Origin of the sequence: Shewanella sp. 4t3-1-2LB (assembly GCF_017368415.1) — a bacterium.
Taxonomy (GTDB): domain Bacteria; phylum Pseudomonadota; class Gammaproteobacteria; order Enterobacterales; family Shewanellaceae; genus Shewanella; species Shewanella fodinae.
Window position 1 is genome coordinate 321,232 of record NZ_JAFNJD010000001.1, and the last position, 22,020, is coordinate 343,251.

Genomic DNA, 22,020 nt, shown 5'->3' on the forward strand with positions numbered 1-22,020 from the left:
CCAGTTGTACATTATGCAAAGGTTAGCCATAAACAATTCATATCACTATCCTTTCCCACCGAAACCGGTGTCATTGAGCGATGTTGAAAAACACCGTTATCGAGAACAGATAAAACAACTGTTAAAGCAGGAAAACGCCGTGTTGGTTGCCCACTACTACACCGATCCTGAGATCCAGGCGTTGGCTGAAGCAACTGGCGGCTGTGTTTCTGATTCCCTAGAAATGGCCCGTTTTGGCAAGGAACATCCCGCAACCACCTTAATTGTGGCGGGGGTTAAGTTTATGGGAGAAACCGCAAAGATTCTCAGTCCTGAAAAAACAGTATTGATGCCAACACTAGAGGCGACCTGTTCATTGGATGTGGGATGTCCTGTCGATGACTTTAGCGCCTTTTGTGATGCGCACCCAGATTATACGGTGGTGGTCTATGCTAATACCTCGGCAGCGGTTAAAGCCCGAGCTGACTGGGTGGTTACTTCGAGTATTGCGCTAGAAGTGGTTGAACATTTAGACAGTCTTGGGGAAAAAGTCATCTGGGGGCCGGATCGTCATCTTGGTGGCTATATCCAGAAGCAAACAGGCGCCGACATGCTCCTGTGGCAAGGTGAATGTGTCGTGCATGATGAATTTAAGGCAAATGCCCTACGGCAATTGAAAATACAATATCCCGATGCTGCCATTCTGGTGCATCCAGAATCTCCCGCCAGCGTTGTGGAAATGGCTGATGCAGTTGGCTCTACCAGCCAGCTTATCAGCGCCTCGCAAACCTTACCCAATCCTCAATTCATTGTGGCCACAGACAAAGGCATTTTCTACAAGATGCAACAGGCGGTACCAGGCAAACAGTTGATCGAGGCACCGACAGGTGGGCAGGGCGCGACATGCCGCAGTTGTGCCCACTGTCCTTGGATGGCCATGAATGGACTTCAGGCAATAGCTGATGCGCTGACAACCACTCAACCACATAACCACGAGGTTTTCGTTGAAGAAGCTCAGCGGCAACAGGCGTTACTGCCACTGACACGAATGCTAAATTTTGCCGCAGAACTAAAATTGCAGCTTAAAGGTAATGCCTGATCTAAATTTATGCGTTAACTGCCCGGTTTATCCGGGTTTTTTGTCGCAAAATTTCAAAACCCTGGTGCTTAAAGCTGTCTATACTGAATGCAATAAAAATACTCACTCGATAGCAAGACCAGAGGAGCTATTATGTCTTGGCAATGGATTGGCAATCTTCCACTTCGGTTTAAATTTCTGTTAGTTATCGTCCCTTCGTATCTGTTTGCCATCATTTTTGGTTGTGTACTGGTATTTCAGTTTTTGTCACAAGCAAATAGTGCTAACCACATTCTCGCGCTGAGTGAATTGGCAAAGGTGAATAGCTACTTAGTGCATGAATTACAAAAAGAACGAGGAATGAGTGCAGGTTTTATTGGCTCGAAAGGTAAGGCTTTTGTCGATAAATTACCCGCACAGCGGCGGTCTACCGACAAAACGCTTGAAGCGTTCCGAACATTTATCAGTAGCCATAAATTACCTAAGAGCTTTGCTGACGATTTAAACGAAGTGAACAGTCAACTTAGCAAGTTACAAACCATACGCAGCCAGGTTTCAGCGCTGACGATAAGCGTTGCGGATGAAGTCGCGTATTATACCCACCTCAATGAGTTGTTGTTATCTATCGTGGACGACACCGTTAAAGCTGACAGTGACAAAGCCATTGCGGTGCAAGCCGCCGCCTTTTCTGTATATCTACAGATGAAAGAACGAGCCGGTATTGAACGCGCCATTCTCAGTTCCACATTTGGGCAGCAGGGTTTTAAAGACGATGTATACACACACTTTGTCACCTTGGTAGCCGAACAAGGCAGTTTTCAGCAAAGATTTATGGCGCTGACCAATAGCGCTATGTTGGCACGTTACAAGACTTTGCTGCAGCAACCCGCCATTGCGGAGGTAGAACGTTACCGCACGGTCGCCTTCAATCAGCAAGCCACAGAGATAGCAAAAGAATCACCGGAAGCTTGGTTTGCTGCATCGACTAAACGTATCGAACTAATGCACGAATTTGAAATCACACTTTCCGATAATCTCATAAGCAAAACCGAATCACTGCACCGTGAACTTCTAATCGAAGGCTGGGTGTTGAGCGGTTTGATTCTGGCCGGCGTAGTGTTAGCCGGAGTGTTATCGTTTCTTGTGCAACGTTTTATCAGTCGGAGTCTCAATAAAATTCATCAAGGGATGACTACTGCCCGCAAAGAGTTTGATCTGCGCCAACGAATAGAGCTTCACAGCACTGATGAACTGGGTTCTGTTGCCACGGCATTCAACGAGATGATGGTGGATTTTGAGCGGATCATTACCAATGTCCGGGCCAGCAGTAAAACACTGCTACATGTGGTCGATACGCTCAAAGCTCACTCATTACAAATCAATAATGATGTAGCTGTGGGCTCAAGTGAAACCGAGCAAGTGGCGTCAGCGATGACAGAGATGAGCTCCACAGTACAGGAAATTGCCAATAATGCGGTGCAAGTATCCGATGCCTCGCGCCTAGCATCACAGGAAGCGCAAAAAGGCAACGATGAAGTATTGAAAACGGCTGATGCGATGTCGGAGTTGGCGCAAGAAATTGAAATTGCCGCCACCGCTTTTAGACAGTTGGATGGCGATATTCATGGCATTGTCAACGTCCTGGAAGTTATTAATGGTATAGCAGAACAAACTAACTTATTGGCGCTTAATGCGGCTATCGAAGCCGCCCGTGCAGGCGATATGGGACGAGGTTTTGCAGTCGTTGCAGATGAAGTACGCAATCTGGCCCAGCGTTCACAATCATCTACCGAAGATATCCGCAATATGATCGAACGGTTAAAGCGCGGGGCGGTTAAAGCGCTAGAAGCGATATCCAAAGGGCAGTCCATGGCCAACAACAGTGTGACGGAAGCAAAACAGGCCGGCCTAGAGTTACATAAAATTGTGTCTCATGTGGCATTGATCGAAAGCATGAATGAACAGATTGCGGCGGCCACCCATCAGCAGTCAGTGGTTGCAGAAGAGGTCAATCGCAATGCGATGAAGATCAGCGACATCTATCGCAACACGCAACAGATAGCGACAGAGTTCCAAGAGCTTAATGTATTGCTGGTAAAAGAAGCTGACAAAATGGGGAAAGAAGTGAGTCGATTTAAGGTGTCATAGGATTAAAATCAGCAACTTGTTCAGCAAATACCCAAATGGCAAGGTGACTGAGATTTTCGCTTGACCCTCGAAATGCTTTTGCGTAAAGTACCGCTCCGTTGGCCGTTTAGTCGGTAAAAGACTCGCGTCAACAGATGTTGGATGAGCATCAAAAAAACATCATGTGGTGAGGTGTCCGAGTGGCCGAAGGAGCACGCCTGGAAAGTGTGTATACGGAAACGTATCGAGGGTTCGACTCCCTCCCTCACCGCCATAATTAAAAGACGGGGATCAGTAACTTACTGGTTCCCGTTTTGCTTTCGGGGCAAAATCTGGGCAATTTTTAAGCTAAACGCCCAATTTTTCTCTTCTTCTTTTCTATCCTTGCCGATCCCACACATTATAGATGGCGCTCCGTATGCACCTCGGGTATCCATAGACAACTACCAGTGATAAATTTCATAAAAATAGCTCCTGTCATCGTTTTTCTGATGTATTTTTAATAAAAAATGAATATTGATATAATTAATTCGGTTTTTATGATAATTTTTTGAGAAATGTTTATTTGTTAGACAGATTGCTCACATAATTTATTGATAGAGCTGTTTCGGGATCGCTGCCAGTGGTATAAATACAGCGATTTCCGCCCTACAATAATTCCAGTCATAAGCAGGTATAAAACATGATTTTCCAGCAGATAAGTCAAGCGCCAGCCGATCCGATATTAGGTTTGACCGAAGCCTTTAAGAAAGATCCGCGCCAGGAAAAAGTCAACTTAGGCGTAGGTGTGTATAAAGATGAGTCTGGTCTAACACCCGTGCTGAAGTCAGTGAAACTCGCTGAAGCGAAATTGTTGGATACCGAAACATCAAAAACCTATTTAGGTATTGATGGGGTGCAGCTATACAACAAAGTAGTGCAGGAACTACTTTTTGGTGCCGACAATAAAATTGTCAAAGAAGGATTAGCGGTAACAGCTCAAGCTCCCGGTGGTACCGGCTCGCTGAGAATAGCGGCTGAATTTGTGGTTAATAACACTAACAGCAAGACAATTTGGGTCAGTAAACCAACTTGGGCCAATCATCAAAACATCTTTGCAGCGGCAGGCCTTTCAATTAAAGAATATGGTTATTACGATGCTGCCAATCAGTCGCTGAACTTCGAGGCGATGGTTGCAGATCTACAACAGGCTACTACCGGAGATTTAGTATTGCTGCATGGCTGCTGTCATAATCCCAGCGGTATTGATCTGTCGGCAGCGCAATGGACTCAAATTGCACAGTTATGTTTTGCTAAACAACTAGTGCCATTGTTTGATTTCGCCTATCAAGGTTTTGGTGATGGCGTTGAAGAAGATGCATTGGGGCTGCGCACGGTTGCAGCAGTAGTGCCTGAGTTGTTGGTCGCAAACTCATTTTCAAAAAACTTTGGACTTTACAATGAACGTATTGGTGCAGTCACGCTAGTTGCGCAGGACGCAGCTACCGCGCAAAAAGCGTTCAGTCAAGTAAAGCGTACAATTCGCGCCAACTATTCAAATCCACCCGCACATGGTGGCTTAATCGTCAGCACAGTGTTGACAGATCCAGAGTTAAAAGCCTTGTGGTTAGAAGAAGTTACCACCATGCGGCAGCGCATTGCTGAAATGCGACAACTGTTTGTTGATACTCTGAAAGCCGAAGGGGTTGAGAAAGATTTTAGCTTTATCTGTCAGCAGAAAGGCATGTTCAGCTTTTCGGGTCTAAATAAATCTCAGGTAGAAAGACTGCGTGACGAGTTTGCTATCTATATTGTTGGTTCTGGTCGTATCAGTGTCGCGGGGATGACCAAAACCAATATTCCGGTTATTTGTAAAGCAATTGCCAAAGTACTGTAGCGAGCATAGAACATTCCTGTAAAAGGACGGTATAAACCGTCCTTTTTTTATGTACCAACGGTCTCTGGAACATCGCAAATTTTGTGAAACCGTATGCCTGATTTATAATCAACTCCGTTTATTAGTCATTTTCAAAGGAGGCTGTTTGAGAACAGGTCGCTTAGGCTCATCTATTCTGGCTATGGCCGTGGTCATTCTTGCGGTATTGACACTACGGGTCATCTTCATTCCTGTGGCTGAGCAAAATGACATAGGGGCACCCCTAGTAAAGAAAAACCGGTTGGGTGTTAACCTGATCCCTGACTTCAGTGCATTTGATGATGTGAGTGCCAAGAAGCAGGCATTTTTTGATTTCCTGCGCCCGGCGGTAAAAAAACAAAACCGCATTATTACAGAGGAAAGGCGCTTTCTGCTGCAGGTGCAGAATCATCTGAAAAATCACAATGTACTTGATGACGCGGAAGTGTATCGGGTACATAAGCTGGCGGATAAATATGAATATGCTATCCGCAATATTGATGCTGCAAGTCTACGGAGTTTGCTGCGACGGGTTGATGTCATTCCTGAGTCCATGGTGTTAATCCAGGCGGCTAACGAGTCAGGTTGGGGCGCATCGCGTTTTGCCAAAGAAGGTTTCAACTTTTTTGGTCAGTGGTGCTTTAAAGAGGGCTGTGGTCTGGTGCCACAGTCACGTGGGCAAGGTCAGGTTCATGAAGTTGCGGTGTTCAATAGTGTTGAAGACTCGGTGGCTTCCTACATGCGCAATTTGAACTCTAACGCTGCATATGGCTTATTCCGCTCAATTCGTGCTGATTTGCGGGCTCAAAAGGAACCTCTCAGTGCTGAAAAGCTGGTTTATGGTCTGGTAAATTATTCGGAGCGGCAGGACGCCTACATTGATGAATTGCTGGATATGCTACGTCATAATCAGGAATATTTGGACGACAATAACGGCGTTAGCAGTGCTGTATAACGGGTCTCCGAGCACAAAAAAACCGGCGTTAGTTTGCCGGTTTTTTCTTGCCTGATGGCTTATTTCTGAGCATCTAGATAGCGTTCAGCATCCAGTGCAGCCATACAGCCGGTGCCAGCAGAAGTAATCGCTTGACGATAATACTGATCCATGACATCGCCTGCAGCAAAAACCCCAGGAATACTGGTCTGTGTGGCATTGCCATTGATACCGCTGTTAACTTTCAGATAGCCATGATTCATTTCCAGCTGTCCTTCGAAAATAGCCGTATTGGGGCTATGACCGATAGCAACAAATACACCTGCAACGTCAAGATTACTTATCGAACCATCTTTGACATTTTGCAGCTTGATACCGGTAACGCCCATATCATCACCAAGCACTTCATCTAACGTACTGTCGAGATGTAATACAATGTTGCCGTTTGCCACTTTATCCATCAGTCGATCAATCAAGATCTTTTCTGAGCGGAAACTGTCACGACGGTGGATAACGTGAACTTCTGCGGCAATATTGGACAGGTAAAGCGCTTCTTCAACGGCGGTGTTACCACCACCGATCACGGCAACTTTTTGGTTACGATAAAAGAAGCCATCACATGTGGCACAAGCTGAAACCCCTCTGCCTTTGAAGGCGTCTTCTGACGGTAATCCTAGATAGCGAGCAGAAGCTCCGGTCGCAATAATCAACGCATCACAAGTGTATTCCGCATTGTCACCGACCAGTCGGAAAGGACGCTGCTGTAGATCAACGTTATTGATATGATCAAAAATAATTTCAGTATTAAACTTCTCTGCATGTTTCTGCATGCGTTCCATCAATAACGGCCCAGTCAGATCGTCAGGATCGCCAGGCCAGTTCTCGACTTCAGTCGTGGTGGTTAACTGACCACCTTGTTGCATACCGGTGATCATCACTGGCTTCAGGTTGGCACGAGCAGCGTAAACCGCGGCGGTGTATCCGGCTGGGCCGGACCCCAGAATAAGCAGATGACAATGTTTAGCTTGGCTCATAAAGTTCTCCATGCCTTCAAAAATTGTCCGCGATTGTAGGTAATTTGACGCGGGTGGTAAAGCGCCATTCCCTGAATAATCAAGATTGCCTCAATCGATAAAAAAGGAGCCAGCAGGCTCCTTCGATTTCATTAAGACTGCCAGATTATTGTAACAGGCTAGTAGGTGCTGTGTACGCCAAACCGTGCGATTCAGCCACTTCCTTGCAGGTCAATTTACCGTGCATTACGTTAAGGCCTGCTAACAGATGTTTGTCATCCAACAACGCTTCCTTGTACCCCATACGAGCCAATTTTAAAATGTAGGGCAGGGTGGCATTGTTCAATGCAAAGGTGGATGTTCTGGCAACGGCGCCGGGCATATTAGCAACGCAATAATGCACCACATCGTCCACAATATAGGTGGGATCTTGGTGAGTAGTCGCGTGGGACGTTTCGACACATCCACCCTGATCAATTGCCACGTCAACAATAGCACTGCCAGGTTTCATCCGTTTGACCATCTCTTTGGTAACCAGTTTTGGTGTCTGAGCGCCAGGGATCAACACCCCACCGATGACCAAGTCGGCTTCCAGAACATGGCGTTCGATGGCATCAGCAGTGGAATAGACCGCTTTAACCGCTGAACCAAACTGCATGTTAAGACGTCGCAATGCATCAACAGAGCGATCCAATACCGTCACATCCGCGCCCATGCCAATCGCAATTTGCGCGGCATTGGTGCCCACCATACCGCCGCCAATAATCACTACTTTAGCGGGCTCCACGCCAGGTACTCCACCGAGCAACATGCCACGGCCGCCGTGAGATTTTTCAAGTGCCATAGCACCCGCCTGAATTGACATGCGGCCAGCAACTTCTGACATAGGTGCCAATAACGGTAAGCCACCTTTGGCATCAGTCACGGTTTCATAAGCAATACATACAGCACCGCTCTTGAGCAAATCTTCGGTTTGTGCCAAATCTGGCGCAAGATGCAAGTAGGTAAACAGGATCTGATCGTGTCGTAACATCGCACGTTCAATAGCAAGCGGTTCTTTTACTTTTACCACCATTTCAGCAATGGCGAACACTTCCGCAGCGGTATCTAGGATAGAAGCACCCGCTGCAGTATAGTCGTCGTCAGTAAATCCAATGCCAAGACCCGCATTCTTTTCTATATATACCTCATGGCCTTGCATCGTCAGTTCTCGTACGGATGACGGCACCATGCCAACCCGGTATTCATGGTTTTTTATCTCTTTTGGAATACCAATCTTCATTTTTGAGCCTCAACATAAATTTTCCCAGATACGGGAGTAGGATATTTGTTATAATTGCGTACCTGACACTAAACAGTCAGGAACGTCTAGTATAGTCTGGCTTATGCAGTTTATGCTGCTAAACTTTTAACATACGCAACATAAAAAACCGTTTTAGAAATAAAACAAGGTTAAAAACATGGCTGATAATAAAAAAAATTCCATTAAAGATCTCGATCGTATTGATCGCAACATACTTATAGAACTTCAGAACGACGGCCGCATTTCCAATGTTGAATTATCCAAGCGCGTAGGGTTGAGTCCAACCCCTTGCCTTGAAAGGGTAAAAAGACTTGAGAAACAGGGCTTTATTAGTGGTTATACGGCATTGGTTAATCCGCACTATGTGGATGCGTCACTGTTGATATTTGTAGAGATTACGCTAACGCGCGACACTCCGGAAGTGTTCGACAAATTTAACCGCGCAGTACAGTTATTGGACGATATTCAGGAATGCCATCTGGTCTCTGGTGATTTTGACTATTTGTTAAAAACTCGCGTGTCAGATATGTCGGCTTACCGCAAGTTGTTGGGGGAAACCTTATTGAAATTGCCATCTGTGTCAGATACCAGAACTTATGTGGTAATGGAAGAAGTTAAGCAAACCAACCGTATCGCCATTTCTGCCTGATATTAATGATAAAACAGCCGGGATTTGACCCGGCTGTTTTAGTTTATGACGCGACTAAAATGGCTGGCTTAACCGCAGCTGTACCAGTGAATTAACTGTTGATGCATATCTTGTTGATGGCACTGCACATTCAAACAGATTCTGGTATCTTAAGTGCCATTCGTATTTGTTCAGATGGAAGTTTCATTTGTCTCAGGGAAAAAGCGTCAGAACCCTCAGTGGGTTGCAGCGTCTCCAAGAAGGCGGACTTATCCTTTGCTGCATGTTGGCAGTCTACGTATTGCTGGCACTTAGCAGTTTCAATCCGAGTGATCCTGGCTGGAGCCAAACTAATTTTCAGGGCACAGTGAGCAACCTGACAGGGAAGGTTGGCGCTTGGATCGCTGATGTGCTGTTCTATTTTTTTGGCTATACCGCCTTTGTACTGCCGATCGTTATTGCCGCAACGGGCTGGTTGCTGTTTAAGCGCTCACACCAACTGAGTGACATCGACTATTTTTCCGTTGGTCTGCGGTTGGTGGGTTTTTTGCTGATGATGCTGAGTCTTGCCGCCATTGCCAGCATGAATGCCGATGACATCTATGAATTCTCTGCCGGAGGCGTTGCTGGTGACGTTATTTGGCAAGGGATGTTACCGTACTTTAATCAGTTAGGTACTACCTTATTATTGCTGTGTTTTGTTGGTGCGGGCTTTACGTTGATGACGGGCATCAGTTGGATAACCATTGCTGAAATGCTGGGACTTTCAACCTTGTGGTGCCTGAAAAAACTATGGCATTTCCCTCAATGGTTCCAGCGCCGTGGCGATAGCGATGACACACAGGGTTTTATGTCGGTTGTAGATAAATACCGACAGCGCCGAGACAACGAAGCAGACACTACTGACGTTGCTGAAAATGACGATGATGAAGATGACAGTGAGCCGTACACCCAACCACGTAAACTACTAGCACGATTTCGTAAAAAGGCGGCTATTGATAACACCGAAGAAGAACATGGCAGAGTGGAGCCACTGATCCATTTTGCTGAACATTCACAAGATGAACTTAGTGATGATGACATTTTCGCAGTCTCTCCAGTTAACGATAATGTCTCAGCGGCAAAGGCCAAGCGGCAACAGCTGCAATCACAAAAAGCCCGAGTGGAAAATGGCATTATCGTGTTGCCAGGACAGGCGCCTGACACCCCTAAAAAAGCGATGGAGCCGTTGCCAAGCGTTGATTTGCTAAACGTGCCTGATCGTAAGAAAAATCCGATTTCAGAGGAGGAGTTACAGCAGGTAGCGCGATTAGTAGAACTGAAACTGGCTGACTTTAATATTGAAGCCAAAGTCGTTGGTGTTTATCCTGGCCCCGTGATCACCCGTTTTGAGTTAGAGCTGGCTCCAGGGATAAAAGCTTCAAAAATTTCAAACCTATCCAAAGACTTAGCACGGTCATTGTTAGCTGAAAGCGTACGTGTGGTCGAGGTTATTCCGGGGAAAGCATATGTTGGACTGGAGTTGCCAAATAAGTTCCGTGAAACCGTATTCCTGCGTGATGTTCTCGATTGTCAGGCGTTCAAAGACAACAAATCGACCCTAACGATGGTGCTTGGGCAGGATATCGCCGGTGAACCTGTCGTCGTAGATTTGGCTAGAATGCCCCATTTGCTCGTTGCGGGCACCACTGGCTCCGGTAAGTCTGTTGGGGTAAACGTCATGATCACCAGTTTGCTGTATAAGTCTGGGCCTGACGATGTACGCTTTATTATGATCGACCCCAAAATGCTGGAACTTTCTGTTTATGAAGGGATCCCGCATCTATTATGTGAAGTCGTTACCGATATGAAGGAAGCCGCCAATGCTCTGCGTTGGTGTGTCGGCGAAATGGAGCGCCGCTACAAGCTAATGTCTGCTGTTGGTGTGCGTAACCTCAAGGGTTATAACGCTAAAGTCGCAGAAGCAAAAGCCGCGGGAGAACCTTTACTCGATCCTTTATGGCGAGAAGGGCAGAGCATGCAGGAAGCCCCAGATGAGCTGGATAAACTGCCATCAATTGTGGTGGTGGTTGATGAATTTGCCGATATGATGATGATTGTCGGCAAAAAAGTGGAAGAATTGATCGCCCGTATCGCGCAAAAGGCCCGAGCGGCAGGCATCCACCTGATTTTGGCGACACAAAGGCCATCGGTTGATGTGATAACCGGCCTGATTAAAGCGAACATTCCAACCCGCATCGCCTTCCAAGTGTCTTCGCGTATTGACTCTCGGACCATTCTCGATCAGCAAGGCGCGGAAACGCTGTTGGGGATGGGGGATATGTTATATCTGCCACCAGGAACAGGTGTGCCTATTCGTGTTCATGGTGCTTTTATCGGTGATGACGAAGTACACAACGTTGTCGCGGATTGGCATGCCCGCGGTAAGCCACAGTATATTGAAGAGATTTTACAAGGCTCCAGCGACGGTGAACAGGTCTTGTTGCCTGGTGAGGCGGCTGAGGCTGGTGATGAAGAATTTGATGAGCTTTATGATGAAGCTGTGGCTTTTGTAACCGAAACCCGTCGTGGTTCCATCTCCAGCGTGCAACGAAAATTCAAAATTGGTTACAACCGTGCTGCCCGGATCATTGAGCAAATGGAGATGCAGGGCGTTGTTAGCGCGCAGGGCCACAATGGCAACCGTGAAGTTCTCGCGCCGCCACCAAGATAAGCAATTATAGAGGTATTGATGAAAAAATTGTTGTTGTCTGCCTTGCTGTTGACCTGCATGCAGGCGCAGGCACAAACCGCGGAGCAGACGCTTAAAGTCAAACTGGATGCTAATCCGGCGTTAAAAGCCAGTTTTACCCAGACGGTCACCGATATAAATGGTAAGCAAATTCAGTCGGGTAGCGGAACCTTAGCGTTGTCTCAGCCCAATCGTTTTTACTGGCATCTCACACAGCCAGACGAGTCATTGATTGTCGCAGATGGCAAAGATGTATGGATTTATAATCCCTTTGCCGAAGAAGTCAGTGTCCTGGGGCTGCGAGATGCGATTGCGGCGTCGCCAATCACCTTATTGGTACATCGCGATAAAAGCACCTGGGCCAAATTTACTATACGCGCTAAAGGTAAATGCTTTGATATTCTGCCCAAGGCTGCCGATACCGGCATACAACAGGTTGAAGTGTGTTTTGATGGCAACACTTTGACGCGGCTCAGTCTCGATGATACTCAAGGCAATAACAGTGTCTTTGAACTGTCCAACCAGCAGTCATTAACCAATGAAGACAACACATTGTTTTCATTCACGCCTCCTGAAGGGGTGTCTGTGGATGATCAACGTCCACATAATGGCCAGTAACCCATGCCAAGTATGAGTTTTGATTTTGCGCCGGACTTCCGCCCGTTGGCCGCGAGAATGCGGCCAACGGCATTGGCAGATTATATCGGCCAAAAGCATTTATTAGGTGAAGGTCAACCGCTACGTAAGGCGTTGGAAGCTGGCAAAGCCCATTCGATGATGTTGTGGGGGCCACCAGGAACTGGCAAAACCACACTGGCAGAGCTGATAGCGCAGTACACCAACGCCCATGTTGAAAGAATTTCAGCGGTCACATCTGGCGTGAAAGAAATCCGAGCAGCAATTGAACACGCACAGAATGTGGCGCAATCGCGTGGGCAACGCACCTTGTTGTTTGTGGATGAAGTACATCGTTTCAATAAAAGTCAGCAAGACGCTTTTCTGCCGTTTATTGAAGATGGCACCGTGATTTTTATTGGTGCAACCACCGAAAATCCATCGTTTGAAATCAATAATGCGTTATTGTCCAGAGTCAGGGTTTATCTGATCAATAAACTGGCTGATACAGAAATTGCCGAGCTGGTGCAGCGAGCGCTAACCGATAACGAACGTGGTCTGGGAAAACGTCAACTCACCATACCCGCAAGTGTGTTATCCCAACTGGCGAATGTCGCCGATGGTGATGGCCGTAAGGCGCTGAACCTACTGGAGCTGATGAGTGATATGTTGCCTGATGGCGGCGAATTCTCAGAGGAATTGTTGGTACAGGTATCGGGGCAACAGCTGGCACGTTTTGATAAAAATGGCGATCAGTATTACGACCTGATCTCCGCGGTACATAAATCTATCCGCGGTTCTGCACCTGACGCAGCGCTTTACTGGTATTGCAGAATGCTGGAAGGTGGTTGTGATCCGCTATATGTTGGACGGAGGTTATTGGCGATTGCTTCAGAAGATGTTGGTAACGCCGATCCTACAGCGATGACTGTCGCCTTAAATGCTTGGGATTGCTTCCACCGTGTTGGACCAGCTGAGGGCGAACGTGCCATAGCTCAGGCCATCGTTTATCTGGCGCTAGCCCCTAAAAGCAATGCAGTATACACCGCATTTAAAGCGGCTCGGCAATTAGCCAGAGAAAGCGGTAATGAAGCAGTGCCGATGCATCTGAGAAATGCCCCGACAAAATTGTTGGAAGAGTTGGGCGCAGGGAAAGAGTACCGCTATGCCCACGACGAACCCAATGCTTACGCCGCTGGTGAAAACTATTTTCCGGAAGCGTTGAAAAACACTCGCTTTTATCACCCAAGCGAGCGTGGTTTTGAAAAACGCATGGCCGACAAATTACAACAATTACAGCTACTCGATTTGCACAGCGAGCGCAAACGTTATGAATAATCTATTGTGGGTCGCACTTGGCGGCGCAACTGGCGCTGTTTTACGCAATCTTATTTCGTTATTTATGATCCAGCTATTTGGCAGTGCATTTCCTTTTGGTACACTGGCAGTTAATGTACTTGGCTCTTTTCTGATGGGAGTCGTCTTCGCACTGGGGCAGTTGAGCCACGTCAGTCCGGAGATAAAAGCGCTGATCGGTGTTGGTTTTCTCGGAGCACTGACCACCTTTTCCACGTTCTCTAATGAAACCTTGCTGCTGATCCAGGGCGGTGAATGGCTCAAGGCATTTTTAAATGTGGTGTTGAATCTGGGGATCTGTCTGTTGATGGTATTCCTAGGGCAGCAACTGATTTTTTCACGCGTTTAATAACTAAAGACAAAAAAGATGTTAGATCCTAAATATCTGCGTAATGAACTTGCCACCACCGCTGAGCGGCTGGCGACCCGTGGTTTTATTCTCGATGTTGACCGGCTAACCCGGCTGGAAGAAAAACGTAAGGCTCTGCAAGTAGAAACTGAAGAGCTGCAGGCCAGTCGCAATGCCATGTCGAAATCGATTGGTCAGGCGAAAGCGAAGGGTGAAGATGTCTCCGAAATCATGACGCAGGTCAATGATCTCGGTAGTAAGCTCGACACCAAAAAGCAGGAATTGTCGCAGTTATTGGATGAATTGAACGCAATCGCCATGAGCATGCCCAACCTGCCGGATGAATCCGTTCCCGTAGGTACTGATGAATCACAGAACGTTGAAGTGCGCCGTTGGGGTACACCAAGAACTTTTGATTTTCCGATCAAAGATCATGTCGATCTTGGAGAACAGGCCAAAGGCTTGGACTTCAAGAGTGCCGTTAAACTCACTGGGGCCCGTTTTGTGATCATGCAAGGGCAAATCGCCCGACTGCACCGTGCGCTGGCGCAGTTCATGTTGGATCTGCACACCCAGGAACATGGCTATACCGAAACTTATGTGCCGCTGTTGGTTAATGATGCCAGCTTGTTAGGAACAGGTCAGTTACCTAAATTTGCTGATGATCTATTTCACACCAAACCAGCGACCGAAGAAGGTCAGAGCCTGCACTTGATCCCAACGGCTGAAGTACCGCTGACAAACCTAGTACGCGATAGTATTGTTGAGGAAGACGAACTGCCGATTAAACTGACGGCAGAAACCGCGTGTTTCCGTAGTGAAGCTGGATCTTATGGTAAAGATACTCGTGGTTTGATCCGTCAGCACCAGTTCGACAAAGTGGAATTGGTCAAGCTGGTAAAACCAGAAACCTCTATGGATGAACTGGAAAGTCTCACCAAAGATGCAGAAACTGTGCTGCAAAAATTGGGATTACCGTATCGAGTGATAGTACTTTGTACTGGTGACATGGGCTTTGGCTCATCCAAAACCTATGATATTGAAGTTTGGTTGCCAGCGCAGAATACCTATCGTGAGATCTCTTCCTGCTCCAATATGAAGGATTTCCAGGCGCGACGCATGCAAGCGCGTTATCGCAGTAAAGACGATAAAAAACCAAAGTTGTTGCATACGTTAAACGGCTCAGGTCTCGCCGTTGGCCGGACGCTGGTTGCAGTTCTAGAAAATTACCAGAATGCCGATGGTAGTGTAACCGTACCTGACGTACTGCGGCCATATATGGGTGGGTTGGAAAAAATCGGTTAGTTTTCAGGGTCATATATGAATAATAGCGGGCGCTATCTGCGCTGGCTGACTTATGTGGCCGTGATAGCCGTTTTTACGGTGTTGGCACTGGCAACGATAGGGAAAGCCGCCATTTTGGTTTATCAACATCTTGTGTAAAAAAGCCCCTGCTACAGGGGCTTTTTGTCATTTGATTGTTAGATACACTTGGCTGGTTTTGGCAGACCTGCAATCTTGGTGGCCTGTTTGGCTGGTCCGATAGGAAAGAGGGTATAGAGGTATTTTGAATTACCTTTATCAGGCCCAAGCTTTTGTCCTATCGCCTTAACGAGCACTCGGATCGCCGGACTGGTCTTATACTCAAGATAAAACTCTCTAACAAAATTAATCACTTCCCAGTGCGCATCAGTAAGCAATATCTGTTCGCCATCGGCAATGATAGGTGCTAACGCCGGTTCCCAGTCATTGATATCCAATAAATACCCCTGGGTATCAGTCGCTATCTGTTTTCCGTTAAATTCGATCATAATTACCACGATATTACTTTATGATGTGCTAATGTCAGCACCACAAATTCCGCATAATCAATTTGCCGAAAACGCGTTAACTGAGTTGTTAATCCTCTGGCTTCCACATCAGCCTTCATCAAACAAAGATCATATCCATCCATCGCATTAAGCCAATGCGGCAGCAACGCAGCGGTAACCGCATTCCCTGCCAGCAACAGCGTATCCTTGGGTCCAACAAATCTCAACGCGCAGGCGAGGGCATTGCTTTCTGACGGCGAGCTGCAGATATGATGTAAGATTTTCAAAATACCAGTACCTCATCTACCTGCTCTAATAGTTGACGGATTTGGCCATCATCAGCCACTGTAGCGGGGTAGACCAATGCCGTTTTATCCAGCCCGAAGCCACAGAGCGACACTTCACTGACGATCACCGATGCGACTTCGTACAAATCCAGTGCTTTAAACGTGGCAATATAATCTTTACAGCCAATTAGTTCCGGTTGTTGATTACCCAAAAGATTGAGTACGCCTTCGTTAATAAATATCAGGTGAACCTGCTGTTCATAAGTAGCGGCCATCAGCGCGAGATCCAGCGCTTCACGTCCAGCAGCATTACCGTGCGGACCTTGACGGAATATGATTGCAATCGCTTTCATTAGAAACTCACCACCCGGTCTGCCTGCTCGATGCCCGTTACCAACTCTCCTAGTCCGCCCATAATAAATGGTTCAGCTAGATTATGGCTTGTTCTACCGTTCTCTTTAGCATCGTCTGCCGACATAATGCCTCTACGCCAAGCGGCCGAAACACAGTTAATCAATGGCACGTGGTATTGATCTGCTATTTTTTGCCACTCTCGCAGCAGGTCGGTCTCGTCTGAAGCGGGGCAAACTAACGCGTTGGATTGCGTTACGCCATTTCTGAAAAAAAATACGCAATGAATTTGTTCGCCAGCGGCTAATGCCGCTTGGGTAAATTGCAATGCGTGCCAACCACTGGCCGGGCCGTAAACCTGACCAGTAACTAAGATGATTAGTTTACTCATAAAATAAAAATGACCCTGGTTAACAGGGCCATTCTACCTAAAACTATTACCTTTGGCGCGGACTAATCATCACTACCTGCGCCAAGCAAATGCAGCAGGCTAACGAACAGGTTAAGAAAATCCAGATACAAGGAAATCGTAGCGCGGATATAATTGGTCTCACCACCGTTGACGATCCGGCTGGTATCAAACAGGATAAACCCGGTCATCAGTAAGGCAACCCCCGCATTTAACGCCATAAATACCGCGCTATTACCGAGGAAAATATTCACAATGCCAGCCACCAGTACCACAACAAGCCCGGCGATCAGGAAACCACGCATAAAGGAAAAATCTTTCTTGGTGGTTAATGCATAACCAGACAAGGCCACAAAAATCGCCGCCGTTAATCCTAATGCCTGCATGATGAGCATTGGGCCATTCGCCATTCCAGCATAATGGTTAAGGATGTAACCCAACGATGCACCTTCCATCCCGGTGAAGGCAAACACCCATAGCAACCCCGCTGCTGATTCTGCTTTACGCAGCGTTACGAACAACAAAATCAGACCACCGATGGATAATCCAAGGGACATTAATGGTGAAATCTGCAACGCCATGGCAATACCAGCACAGACCGCAGAAAACGCCAATGTCATAGCCAGTAACATATAGGTGTTACGTATCATCTTATTGACGACGACACCAGATGCGCGTGAGGGATAAAGGATTTCCTGATTCATATACTTCTCCAAAATTCTGTAATCATGCCAGGATATGAACTTTAGACGTTGCTGCTAACCAGCAAGTTCCGCCTGACATATCAACTTGCGCCATTTTATCACATAGTTTCATGAATCTATGCTGAATGTTCATCTATCCAGTAATGACGCAGTTGCTGTTCATCCCCTAAATACTGCAATAGCCATTGCATGGCAGGAGACTGGCAGCGGTTATTCCACACCAATGCACAATCACTGTCCGGTAACGGATTGACGACAGTTTTCTCAATCAAACTACCGGATTTGATAAATCCTTGAGCCAGATGCCGCGGAAGCCAACCGATGCCGAGCCCGGCACGAAATAGATTAATTGCCTGCACCCAATCAGGAACTTGAATTCTTCTTTGTTGTGGTAACACTGAAAATTCACGAGCAACAAATTGCCAGCTAGTGTCCGTCAAACACACTGCAGGATAGGGGAGTAATGCCTCATCGACCAGCGGCACATCGAAGGCGGCTAAGGGATGGTCAGCGGCAACCACAAAACACCAATGCAGTTTCCCCATCGATTTAGTCAAGAATGGGCCACCCACTGGAATACTAGCGGTAGCGCCTAAGGCCATATCACAGCGACCGCTGATTAAAGACTCCCAGACACCATTAAAATTTTCCTTGCGAATGACCAATTCGACATCAGAAAAGTGAGCATAAAAATCCCGGATCAGATAAGCCATCCGGTCTGCGCGAACCACACTATCAAATGCTATTGACAGTGTTGGACGCCAACCGTTGGCCACTTTAACAGTGTCCTGTTTCAACACCGCCATTGCCTTCAAAACCTGGCGCGCTTCTTCAACAAAATAGCGCCCTGCAGGCGTTAGAGAAACACTGCGATGATGCCGCTCAAACAGCACTACATCAATTTCGTCTTCAATTTGTTTGATAGCATAACTCACCGCCGAAGGAACTTTGTTCAAATGGTTAGCTGCTGCTGTAAAGCTGCCTAGTTGCGCTACCAGATCGATCAATTCCAAAGATTGTTCCGAGAGCATAGTAGACCGGTCCTTTGAGTCTTTTTGAAGACACAAAGGTAAAATAATAGTGGTAGGTGACACAAGTCATATGGTTAATTTTTGTTATCACTGCAAAATTAATATGCAGCTTGTGCACTGAATGAACAAACGGTATGGACTTATCACAAATTATATTTACAGCCATCCGGGTTGACGCTAATATTTCGGCCGTTCGGAGGGGTGGCAGAGTGGTTTAATGCACCGGTCTTGAAAACCGGCGTGGGTTTACCCCCACCCAGGGTTCAAATCCCTGCTCCTCCGCCAAATTTCTGGGAGCCCGCTGTATCATCTGCAGCGGGCTTTTTTCATTTTTAGCCCTAAAACCCAACCGGTGGTTTTCATTGATAAAGGGCTTTATCTCTATGCCAAATAAGTAGGATGAATCCGCTTTCCTAGGATTACTTGAGTAAAAGTGATCGCTACATGAGCTTCTAACACACTCTGAAACTTAAGCGACCCATTTTTTGACTGTGACCTTATATGATCTCGAAACTAAATTTTATTACCATAGACGCGTTTTCTATGAGGTAGGAGTGGAAGGACATGAGCACAGTGGCGGCAATTTTTGATATGGATGGTCTTCTGATTGATTCTGAACCATTTTGGGCGAAAGCGGAGAGAAAGGTGTTTTCATCCATGGGGGTTGAACTGTCAGACTCATTATGTCGTGAAACCGCCACCATGACGACTCGAGACGTTACCGAGTTTTGGTATCAGCGTTTCCCATGGAAACGAAAATCTATTGAAGATGTTGAAAATGATGTCATTGATTGCGTAGATGAATTGATAAGAAAACACGGTGTGCCTATGCCGGGTGCTAAACAGATAATCGATTCCTTTTGTAGCAGAAATTATAAGGTAGGATTATCGACAAACTCTCCCTACCGTTTGATTAACACAGTTTTAGAAAAACTTGATATTACTCAGTGTTTTGATGGTATTTCGTCATCGGAACATATGAAACATGGTAAGCCACATCCCGCTGTCTATCTCTCAACGTTGCAAAAACTTGGAGTGACAGCAAAACACTGTATTGCTTTTGAAGACTCAGTATCTGGAATGAAAGCAGCAAAAGCCGCCGGCATCAAAACCATTGTTGTACCGCCAACATACGATTTTGATAATCCAGACTATTCCTTGGCTGATAAAAAATGGCGATCTTTGTGCGAGTTCATGAAGGAAACCTTATAATATGGAGCGCTCCTCAGTTGGGAGCAACGAGTCTAATGGCCTCATGTGTCAACAGTTTACTCAAATCCTGAGCCGCGGGAGACGCATTTGAAGAGACAAGCAGCTTGAGCGCAATTGCTGGAAGTTGTGGAAGATCCAATGTCTTATCAACGCACCGAATGTCATGGGGCTTGCCATGTTCCGTGCGTATAGCAATTCCGAGGTGTGAACGCAAAGCGGCCCAAATTCCCGGCAAACTTGGGGTTGTAACCGCCACTCGCCATCGTTTATTTGCTTGTTCGAGTGCAGTAAGTGCCGATTGTCGAAACAAACAAAGGTGGTCAAACAGCACCAAAGGTAATCGAGCATCTGAGCAATCTAATACAAAGTTTTCGTGTGCCATCCAGTGCATAGGTAGCTTGCCGAGTAGATAACCTTCACGTCCTGAAGCGTTTTCTGGATAGAATGTCATAGCAACATCCAGACGTCCCGCTCTAATTTCCTCAGCAAGAATATGATTCGGACCAGCCTGAACCTCAACATGAACCCCTGGATGCGTGCGAGAGTATTCAATTAAGGTTGCCGGCATTACATCTTCAAAAAAATCCTGAGGCAGTCCAAGCCGGACGCTAGCCGTAGTGGATGTTGCGCCAAGCGCAAGTGCAGCTTCATCATTGAGTGCGATGATACGTCGTGCATAAGCAACCAATGTCTCGCCTGCAGCGGTGAGAACTAGGGTTCTGCCTTTGCGAACTAACAGTTGACTGCCAGCTTGTTGCTCTAGTTTTTTCAACTGCATGCTGATCGCCGATTGAGAACGCCCGAGTTGTGTAGCTGCACGGGCAAAACTACGGAGCTCTATGCCGGCCACAATAGCGCGCAGCGCATTAATATCGAAATCTGTATTCACTTCATAATTCCAAAACTATAACTTCAAATTTATTCGATTTTAAAAAGTATAAACGGCTGCTAGCATTTCCACACTGGTCAATTGTTCAAAGTAGTGCTGGCGATGGCTGCAGTTTTCTTCATCGGTAGCTTTGGTCCTACAACGTTGAGCCACAGGTATTGTGTTCCGAATACAGTTATCTGGTTCCGTCGGCCCAACATTTATTAACCAACTCATTTATGATGAGGAAGGAAAATGAAAGAGATGTCTGCTTTATTCATCGTTGGTGGAGGAGCCATTGGGTTTTCTCTCGCTGCTCACCTTAATGCGTCTGGTAAGTTGGCTGAGGTGCTCCGAATACATACTTCTGCGGAAGGTGTTACTCAAAAGATAACCGTAAAGTCCAGTGATGGTTGTGTTCTTGAACAAAGCATAATATCTAAGCCGCTGTCTTCAATGAGATCGATTAAAGGACTTCTGCTCATAACGGCGAAAGCCAATGCTAATGAATATTTAGCTGACGTTTTATCCAAGAATGCAAGTGCAATAGATATAGTGCTTATGCAAAATGGAATTGGTATCGAACGTCCGTTCCTGAATAAAGGTTTTCGTAGTGTATCGCGCTGTGTTGTGTATATCACTGCAGAAAAAATACAAGAGGGCACCTATACAGCTCGCATGGTTAAACCATCGCCGATTGGTTTACTTGAAGGTATTGATGAGAAAACAACTAACATTGCAGACGTAATCAATACTAAAGCGCTGTGTTTTTACAATGCGTCTGATATTCAATATCAAGTTTGGAAAAAGGGCATAATCAATGCGGTGTTCAATTCTATTTGTCCACTGCTAGACACGGATAATGGTATTTTCGATCGTGATGAAGCAATTATGGCGTTAGCGGCAAATGTTGTAAAAGAATGTGTACCCGTTGCAAATCAAGCAGGTATTGAAATTAATCAGGAAGAAATTATTGAGGGAATACATGCTATTAGTAAAATATCAGCTGGACAGTTGATTTCGACGCTTCAGGATATCAAAGCACATCGGGAGACTGAGATGAATTATTTCAATATGGAAATCTGCAGACTTGCAGAAGAGTTGAAGATGAAAACCGATCTTTCTTTAACTCGTGTGTTAGGAGTTTTGACGATAAAAAAAGCAGCGATCGCAATTAACGATTTAAGCGTTGAAAAGTGATTAGGTAGCGCATCAGGGCGGGATCGTACTTTTTAGCCCGTGTTGAGTTGTAGCTCTATGCTGTGATCTAATGGCTGCCCATTTCGCAATTAGCAGCCCTGATGGACTTACTCGAACACTTGACGGTTGTTGAAGAAACC

At 46.3% G+C, this 22,020-nt stretch carries 22 protein-coding genes and 2 tRNA genes; 15 read left to right on the forward strand and 9 right to left on the reverse strand.

Annotated elements, in window-relative coordinates:
• The first annotated feature begins 13 nt into the window (after positions 1–13).
• The 5 genes from nadA to J3L11_RS01430 all read left to right on the forward strand — a co-directional run bounded on the left by nadA (position 14) and on the right by J3L11_RS01430 (position 6,033).
• Positions 14–1,078, forward strand: a complete 1,065-nt coding sequence (gene nadA, locus J3L11_RS01410) for a quinolinate synthase NadA (RefSeq protein WP_207569773.1) — start codon at positions 14–16, stop codon at positions 1,076–1,078.
• Positions 1,079–1,210: 132 nt separating this feature from the next.
• Positions 1,211–3,205, forward strand: a complete 1,995-nt coding sequence (locus J3L11_RS01415) for a methyl-accepting chemotaxis protein (RefSeq protein ID WP_207569774.1) — start codon at positions 1,211–1,213, stop codon at positions 3,203–3,205.
• A gap of 165 nt (positions 3,206–3,370) precedes the next feature.
• Positions 3,371–3,458, forward strand: a tRNA-Ser gene (locus J3L11_RS01420).
• Positions 3,459–3,866: 408 nt separating this feature from the next.
• Entirely contained in the window at positions 3,867–5,060 is a 1,194-nt protein-coding gene (locus J3L11_RS01425) for an amino acid aminotransferase (RefSeq protein WP_207569775.1), read from the forward strand.
• 145 nt (positions 5,061–5,205) lie between these two features.
• Positions 5,206–6,033, forward strand: a complete 828-nt coding sequence (locus tag J3L11_RS01430; protein ID WP_133039164.1) for a glucosaminidase domain-containing protein — start codon at positions 5,206–5,208, stop codon at positions 6,031–6,033.
• A 59-nt stretch (positions 6,034–6,092) separates the two neighbouring features.
• Here J3L11_RS01430 and trxB read toward each other — a convergent pair whose 3' ends face one another.
• Together trxB and ald are read right to left on the reverse strand one after the other, a co-directional pair.
• Positions 6,093–7,046, reverse strand: coding sequence for a thioredoxin-disulfide reductase (gene trxB, locus J3L11_RS01435; RefSeq protein WP_189616377.1), 954 nt, complete (start codon positions 7,044–7,046; stop codon positions 6,093–6,095).
• Positions 7,047–7,191: 145 nt separating this feature from the next.
• Positions 7,192–8,307, reverse strand: coding sequence for an alanine dehydrogenase (gene ald / locus J3L11_RS01440; protein ID WP_189616375.1), 1,116 nt, complete (start codon positions 8,305–8,307; stop codon positions 7,192–7,194).
• Between the two features lie 178 nt (positions 8,308–8,485).
• On the opposite strand from ald, the gene lrp reads away from it, so the two are divergent.
• The 7 genes from lrp (at position 8,486) to J3L11_RS19505 (ending at position 15,450) form a co-directional block, all read left to right on the forward strand.
• Positions 8,486–8,977: a leucine-responsive transcriptional regulator Lrp gene (lrp, locus tag J3L11_RS01445; protein WP_133039161.1), complete on the forward strand. Its 492-nt coding sequence runs from the start codon at positions 8,486–8,488 to the stop codon at positions 8,975–8,977.
• Between the two features lie 187 nt (positions 8,978–9,164).
• Positions 9,165–11,669, forward strand: coding sequence for a DNA translocase FtsK 4TM domain-containing protein (locus J3L11_RS01450; RefSeq protein ID WP_207569776.1), 2,505 nt, complete (start codon positions 9,165–9,167; stop codon positions 11,667–11,669).
• A gap of 18 nt (positions 11,670–11,687) precedes the next feature.
• Positions 11,688–12,305 carry an outer membrane lipoprotein chaperone LolA gene (gene lolA / locus J3L11_RS01455; RefSeq protein ID WP_207569777.1) on the forward strand — a complete coding sequence of 206 codons (618 nt, stop codon included), beginning with the start codon at positions 11,688–11,690 and terminating at the stop codon, positions 12,303–12,305.
• 3 nt (positions 12,306–12,308) lie between these two features.
• Positions 12,309–13,640, forward strand: coding sequence for a replication-associated recombination protein A (locus tag J3L11_RS01460; protein WP_189616364.1), 1,332 nt, complete (start codon positions 12,309–12,311; stop codon positions 13,638–13,640).
• Positions 13,633–14,007 (forward strand): fluoride efflux transporter CrcB, encoded by a 375-nt coding sequence (gene crcB / locus J3L11_RS01465; RefSeq protein ID WP_133039157.1) that lies wholly within the window; start codon positions 13,633–13,635, stop codon positions 14,005–14,007. Before J3L11_RS01460 ends, crcB begins: the two co-directional genes overlap by 8 nt.
• 18 nt (positions 14,008–14,025) lie before the next feature.
• A complete protein-coding gene (gene serS / locus J3L11_RS01470; RefSeq protein ID WP_207569778.1) occupies positions 14,026–15,312 on the forward strand; it encodes a serine--tRNA ligase in 1,287 nt (428 codons plus the stop codon).
• A gap of 15 nt (positions 15,313–15,327) precedes the next feature.
• A complete protein-coding gene (locus J3L11_RS19505; RefSeq protein ID WP_268244727.1) occupies positions 15,328–15,450 on the forward strand; it encodes a hypothetical protein in 123 nt (40 codons plus the stop codon).
• Positions 15,451–15,488: 38 nt separating this feature from the next.
• Here J3L11_RS19505 and J3L11_RS01475 read toward each other — a convergent pair whose 3' ends face one another.
• The 6 genes from J3L11_RS01475 to punR form a co-directional block, all read right to left on the reverse strand.
• Positions 15,489–15,827 (reverse strand): TusE/DsrC/DsvC family sulfur relay protein, encoded by a 339-nt coding sequence (locus J3L11_RS01475; protein ID WP_207569779.1) that lies wholly within the window; start codon positions 15,825–15,827, stop codon positions 15,489–15,491.
• Positions 15,821–16,105 (reverse strand): sulfurtransferase complex subunit TusB, encoded by a 285-nt coding sequence (tusB, locus tag J3L11_RS01480; protein ID WP_207569780.1) that lies wholly within the window; start codon positions 16,103–16,105, stop codon positions 15,821–15,823. Before tusB ends, J3L11_RS01475 begins: the two co-directional genes overlap by 7 nt.
• The gene (gene tusC, locus J3L11_RS01485) at positions 16,102–16,458 is read right to left on the reverse strand and encodes a sulfurtransferase complex subunit TusC (protein WP_207569781.1); all 357 of its coding nucleotides are present in this window, start codon (positions 16,456–16,458) and stop codon (positions 16,102–16,104) included. The genes tusB and tusC overlap by 4 nt, the downstream gene beginning before the upstream one ends.
• Positions 16,458–16,847 carry a sulfurtransferase complex subunit TusD gene (tusD, locus tag J3L11_RS01490; RefSeq protein ID WP_207569782.1) on the reverse strand — a complete coding sequence of 130 codons (390 nt, stop codon included), beginning with the start codon at positions 16,845–16,847 and terminating at the stop codon, positions 16,458–16,460. Before tusD ends, tusC begins: the two co-directional genes overlap by 1 nt.
• A gap of 62 nt (positions 16,848–16,909) precedes the next feature.
• Positions 16,910–17,569 (reverse strand): Bax inhibitor-1/YccA family protein, encoded by a 660-nt coding sequence (locus J3L11_RS01495; protein WP_133039151.1) that lies wholly within the window; start codon positions 17,567–17,569, stop codon positions 16,910–16,912.
• Positions 17,570–17,685: 116 nt separating this feature from the next.
• Positions 17,686–18,600, reverse strand: coding sequence for a DNA-binding transcriptional activator PunR (gene punR / locus J3L11_RS01500; RefSeq protein ID WP_207569783.1), 915 nt, complete (start codon positions 18,598–18,600; stop codon positions 17,686–17,688).
• 195 nt (positions 18,601–18,795) lie between these two features.
• On the opposite strand from punR, the gene J3L11_RS01505 reads away from it, so the two are divergent.
• A tRNA-Ser gene (locus tag J3L11_RS01505) sits at positions 18,796–18,885 on the forward strand.
• 279 nt (positions 18,886–19,164) lie between these two features.
• Positions 19,165–19,812 (forward strand): hexitol phosphatase HxpB, encoded by a 648-nt coding sequence (gene hxpB, locus J3L11_RS01510; protein ID WP_207569784.1) that lies wholly within the window; start codon positions 19,165–19,167, stop codon positions 19,810–19,812.
• 13 nt (positions 19,813–19,825) lie between these two features.
• Here the strand turns inward: hxpB and J3L11_RS01515 are convergent, their stop codons facing one another.
• Positions 19,826–20,701 (reverse strand): LysR substrate-binding domain-containing protein, encoded by an 876-nt coding sequence (locus tag J3L11_RS01515; RefSeq protein ID WP_207569785.1) that lies wholly within the window; start codon positions 20,699–20,701, stop codon positions 19,826–19,828.
• A gap of 234 nt (positions 20,702–20,935) precedes the next feature.
• Here J3L11_RS01515 and J3L11_RS01520 point away from each other — a divergent pair, with 234 nt between their 5' ends.
• Entirely contained in the window at positions 20,936–21,880 is a 945-nt protein-coding gene (locus J3L11_RS01520; protein ID WP_207569786.1) for a ketopantoate reductase C-terminal domain-containing protein, read from the forward strand.
• Positions 21,881–22,020 lie beyond the last annotated feature (140 nt).

What these genes read in the sequence shown, in the direction of transcription:
- punR (WP_207569783.1), bottom strand. Translation starts at nt 18,600, where the DNA reads ATGCTCTCGGAACAATCTTTGGAATTGATCGATCTGGTAGCGCAACTA.
- J3L11_RS01495 (WP_133039151.1), bottom strand. Translation starts at nt 17,569, where the DNA reads ATGAATCAGGAAATCCTTTATCCCTCACGCGCATCTGGTGTCGTCGTC.
- tusD (WP_207569782.1), bottom strand. Translation starts at nt 16,847, where the DNA reads ATGAGTAAACTAATCATCTTAGTTACTGGTCAGGTTTACGGCCCGGCC.
- J3L11_RS01415 (WP_207569774.1), top strand. Translation starts at nt 1,211, where the DNA reads ATGTCTTGGCAATGGATTGGCAATCTTCCACTTCGGTTTAAATTTCTG.
- J3L11_RS01520 (WP_207569786.1), top strand. Translation starts at nt 20,936, where the DNA reads ATGAAAGAGATGTCTGCTTTATTCATCGTTGGTGGAGGAGCCATTGGG.
- ald (WP_189616375.1), bottom strand. Translation starts at nt 8,307, where the DNA reads ATGAAGATTGGTATTCCAAAAGAGATAAAAAACCATGAATACCGGGTT.
- crcB (WP_133039157.1), top strand. Translation starts at nt 13,633, where the DNA reads ATGAATAATCTATTGTGGGTCGCACTTGGCGGCGCAACTGGCGCTGTT.
- J3L11_RS19505 (WP_268244727.1), top strand. Translation starts at nt 15,328, where the DNA reads ATGAATAATAGCGGGCGCTATCTGCGCTGGCTGACTTATGTGGCCGTG.
- nadA (WP_207569773.1), top strand. Translation starts at nt 14, where the DNA reads ATGCAAAGGTTAGCCATAAACAATTCATATCACTATCCTTTCCCACCG.
- J3L11_RS01460 (WP_189616364.1), top strand. Translation starts at nt 12,309, where the DNA reads ATGCCAAGTATGAGTTTTGATTTTGCGCCGGACTTCCGCCCGTTGGCC.
- lolA (WP_207569777.1), top strand. Translation starts at nt 11,688, where the DNA reads ATGAAAAAATTGTTGTTGTCTGCCTTGCTGTTGACCTGCATGCAGGCG.
- lrp (WP_133039161.1), top strand. Translation starts at nt 8,486, where the DNA reads ATGGCTGATAATAAAAAAAATTCCATTAAAGATCTCGATCGTATTGAT.
- J3L11_RS01425 (WP_207569775.1), top strand. Translation starts at nt 3,867, where the DNA reads ATGATTTTCCAGCAGATAAGTCAAGCGCCAGCCGATCCGATATTAGGT.
- hxpB (WP_207569784.1), top strand. Translation starts at nt 19,165, where the DNA reads ATGAGCACAGTGGCGGCAATTTTTGATATGGATGGTCTTCTGATTGAT.
- tusC (WP_207569781.1), bottom strand. Translation starts at nt 16,458, where the DNA reads ATGAAAGCGATTGCAATCATATTCCGTCAAGGTCCGCACGGTAATGCT.
- serS (WP_207569778.1), top strand. Translation starts at nt 14,026, where the DNA reads ATGTTAGATCCTAAATATCTGCGTAATGAACTTGCCACCACCGCTGAG.
- trxB (WP_189616377.1), bottom strand. Translation starts at nt 7,046, where the DNA reads ATGAGCCAAGCTAAACATTGTCATCTGCTTATTCTGGGGTCCGGCCCA.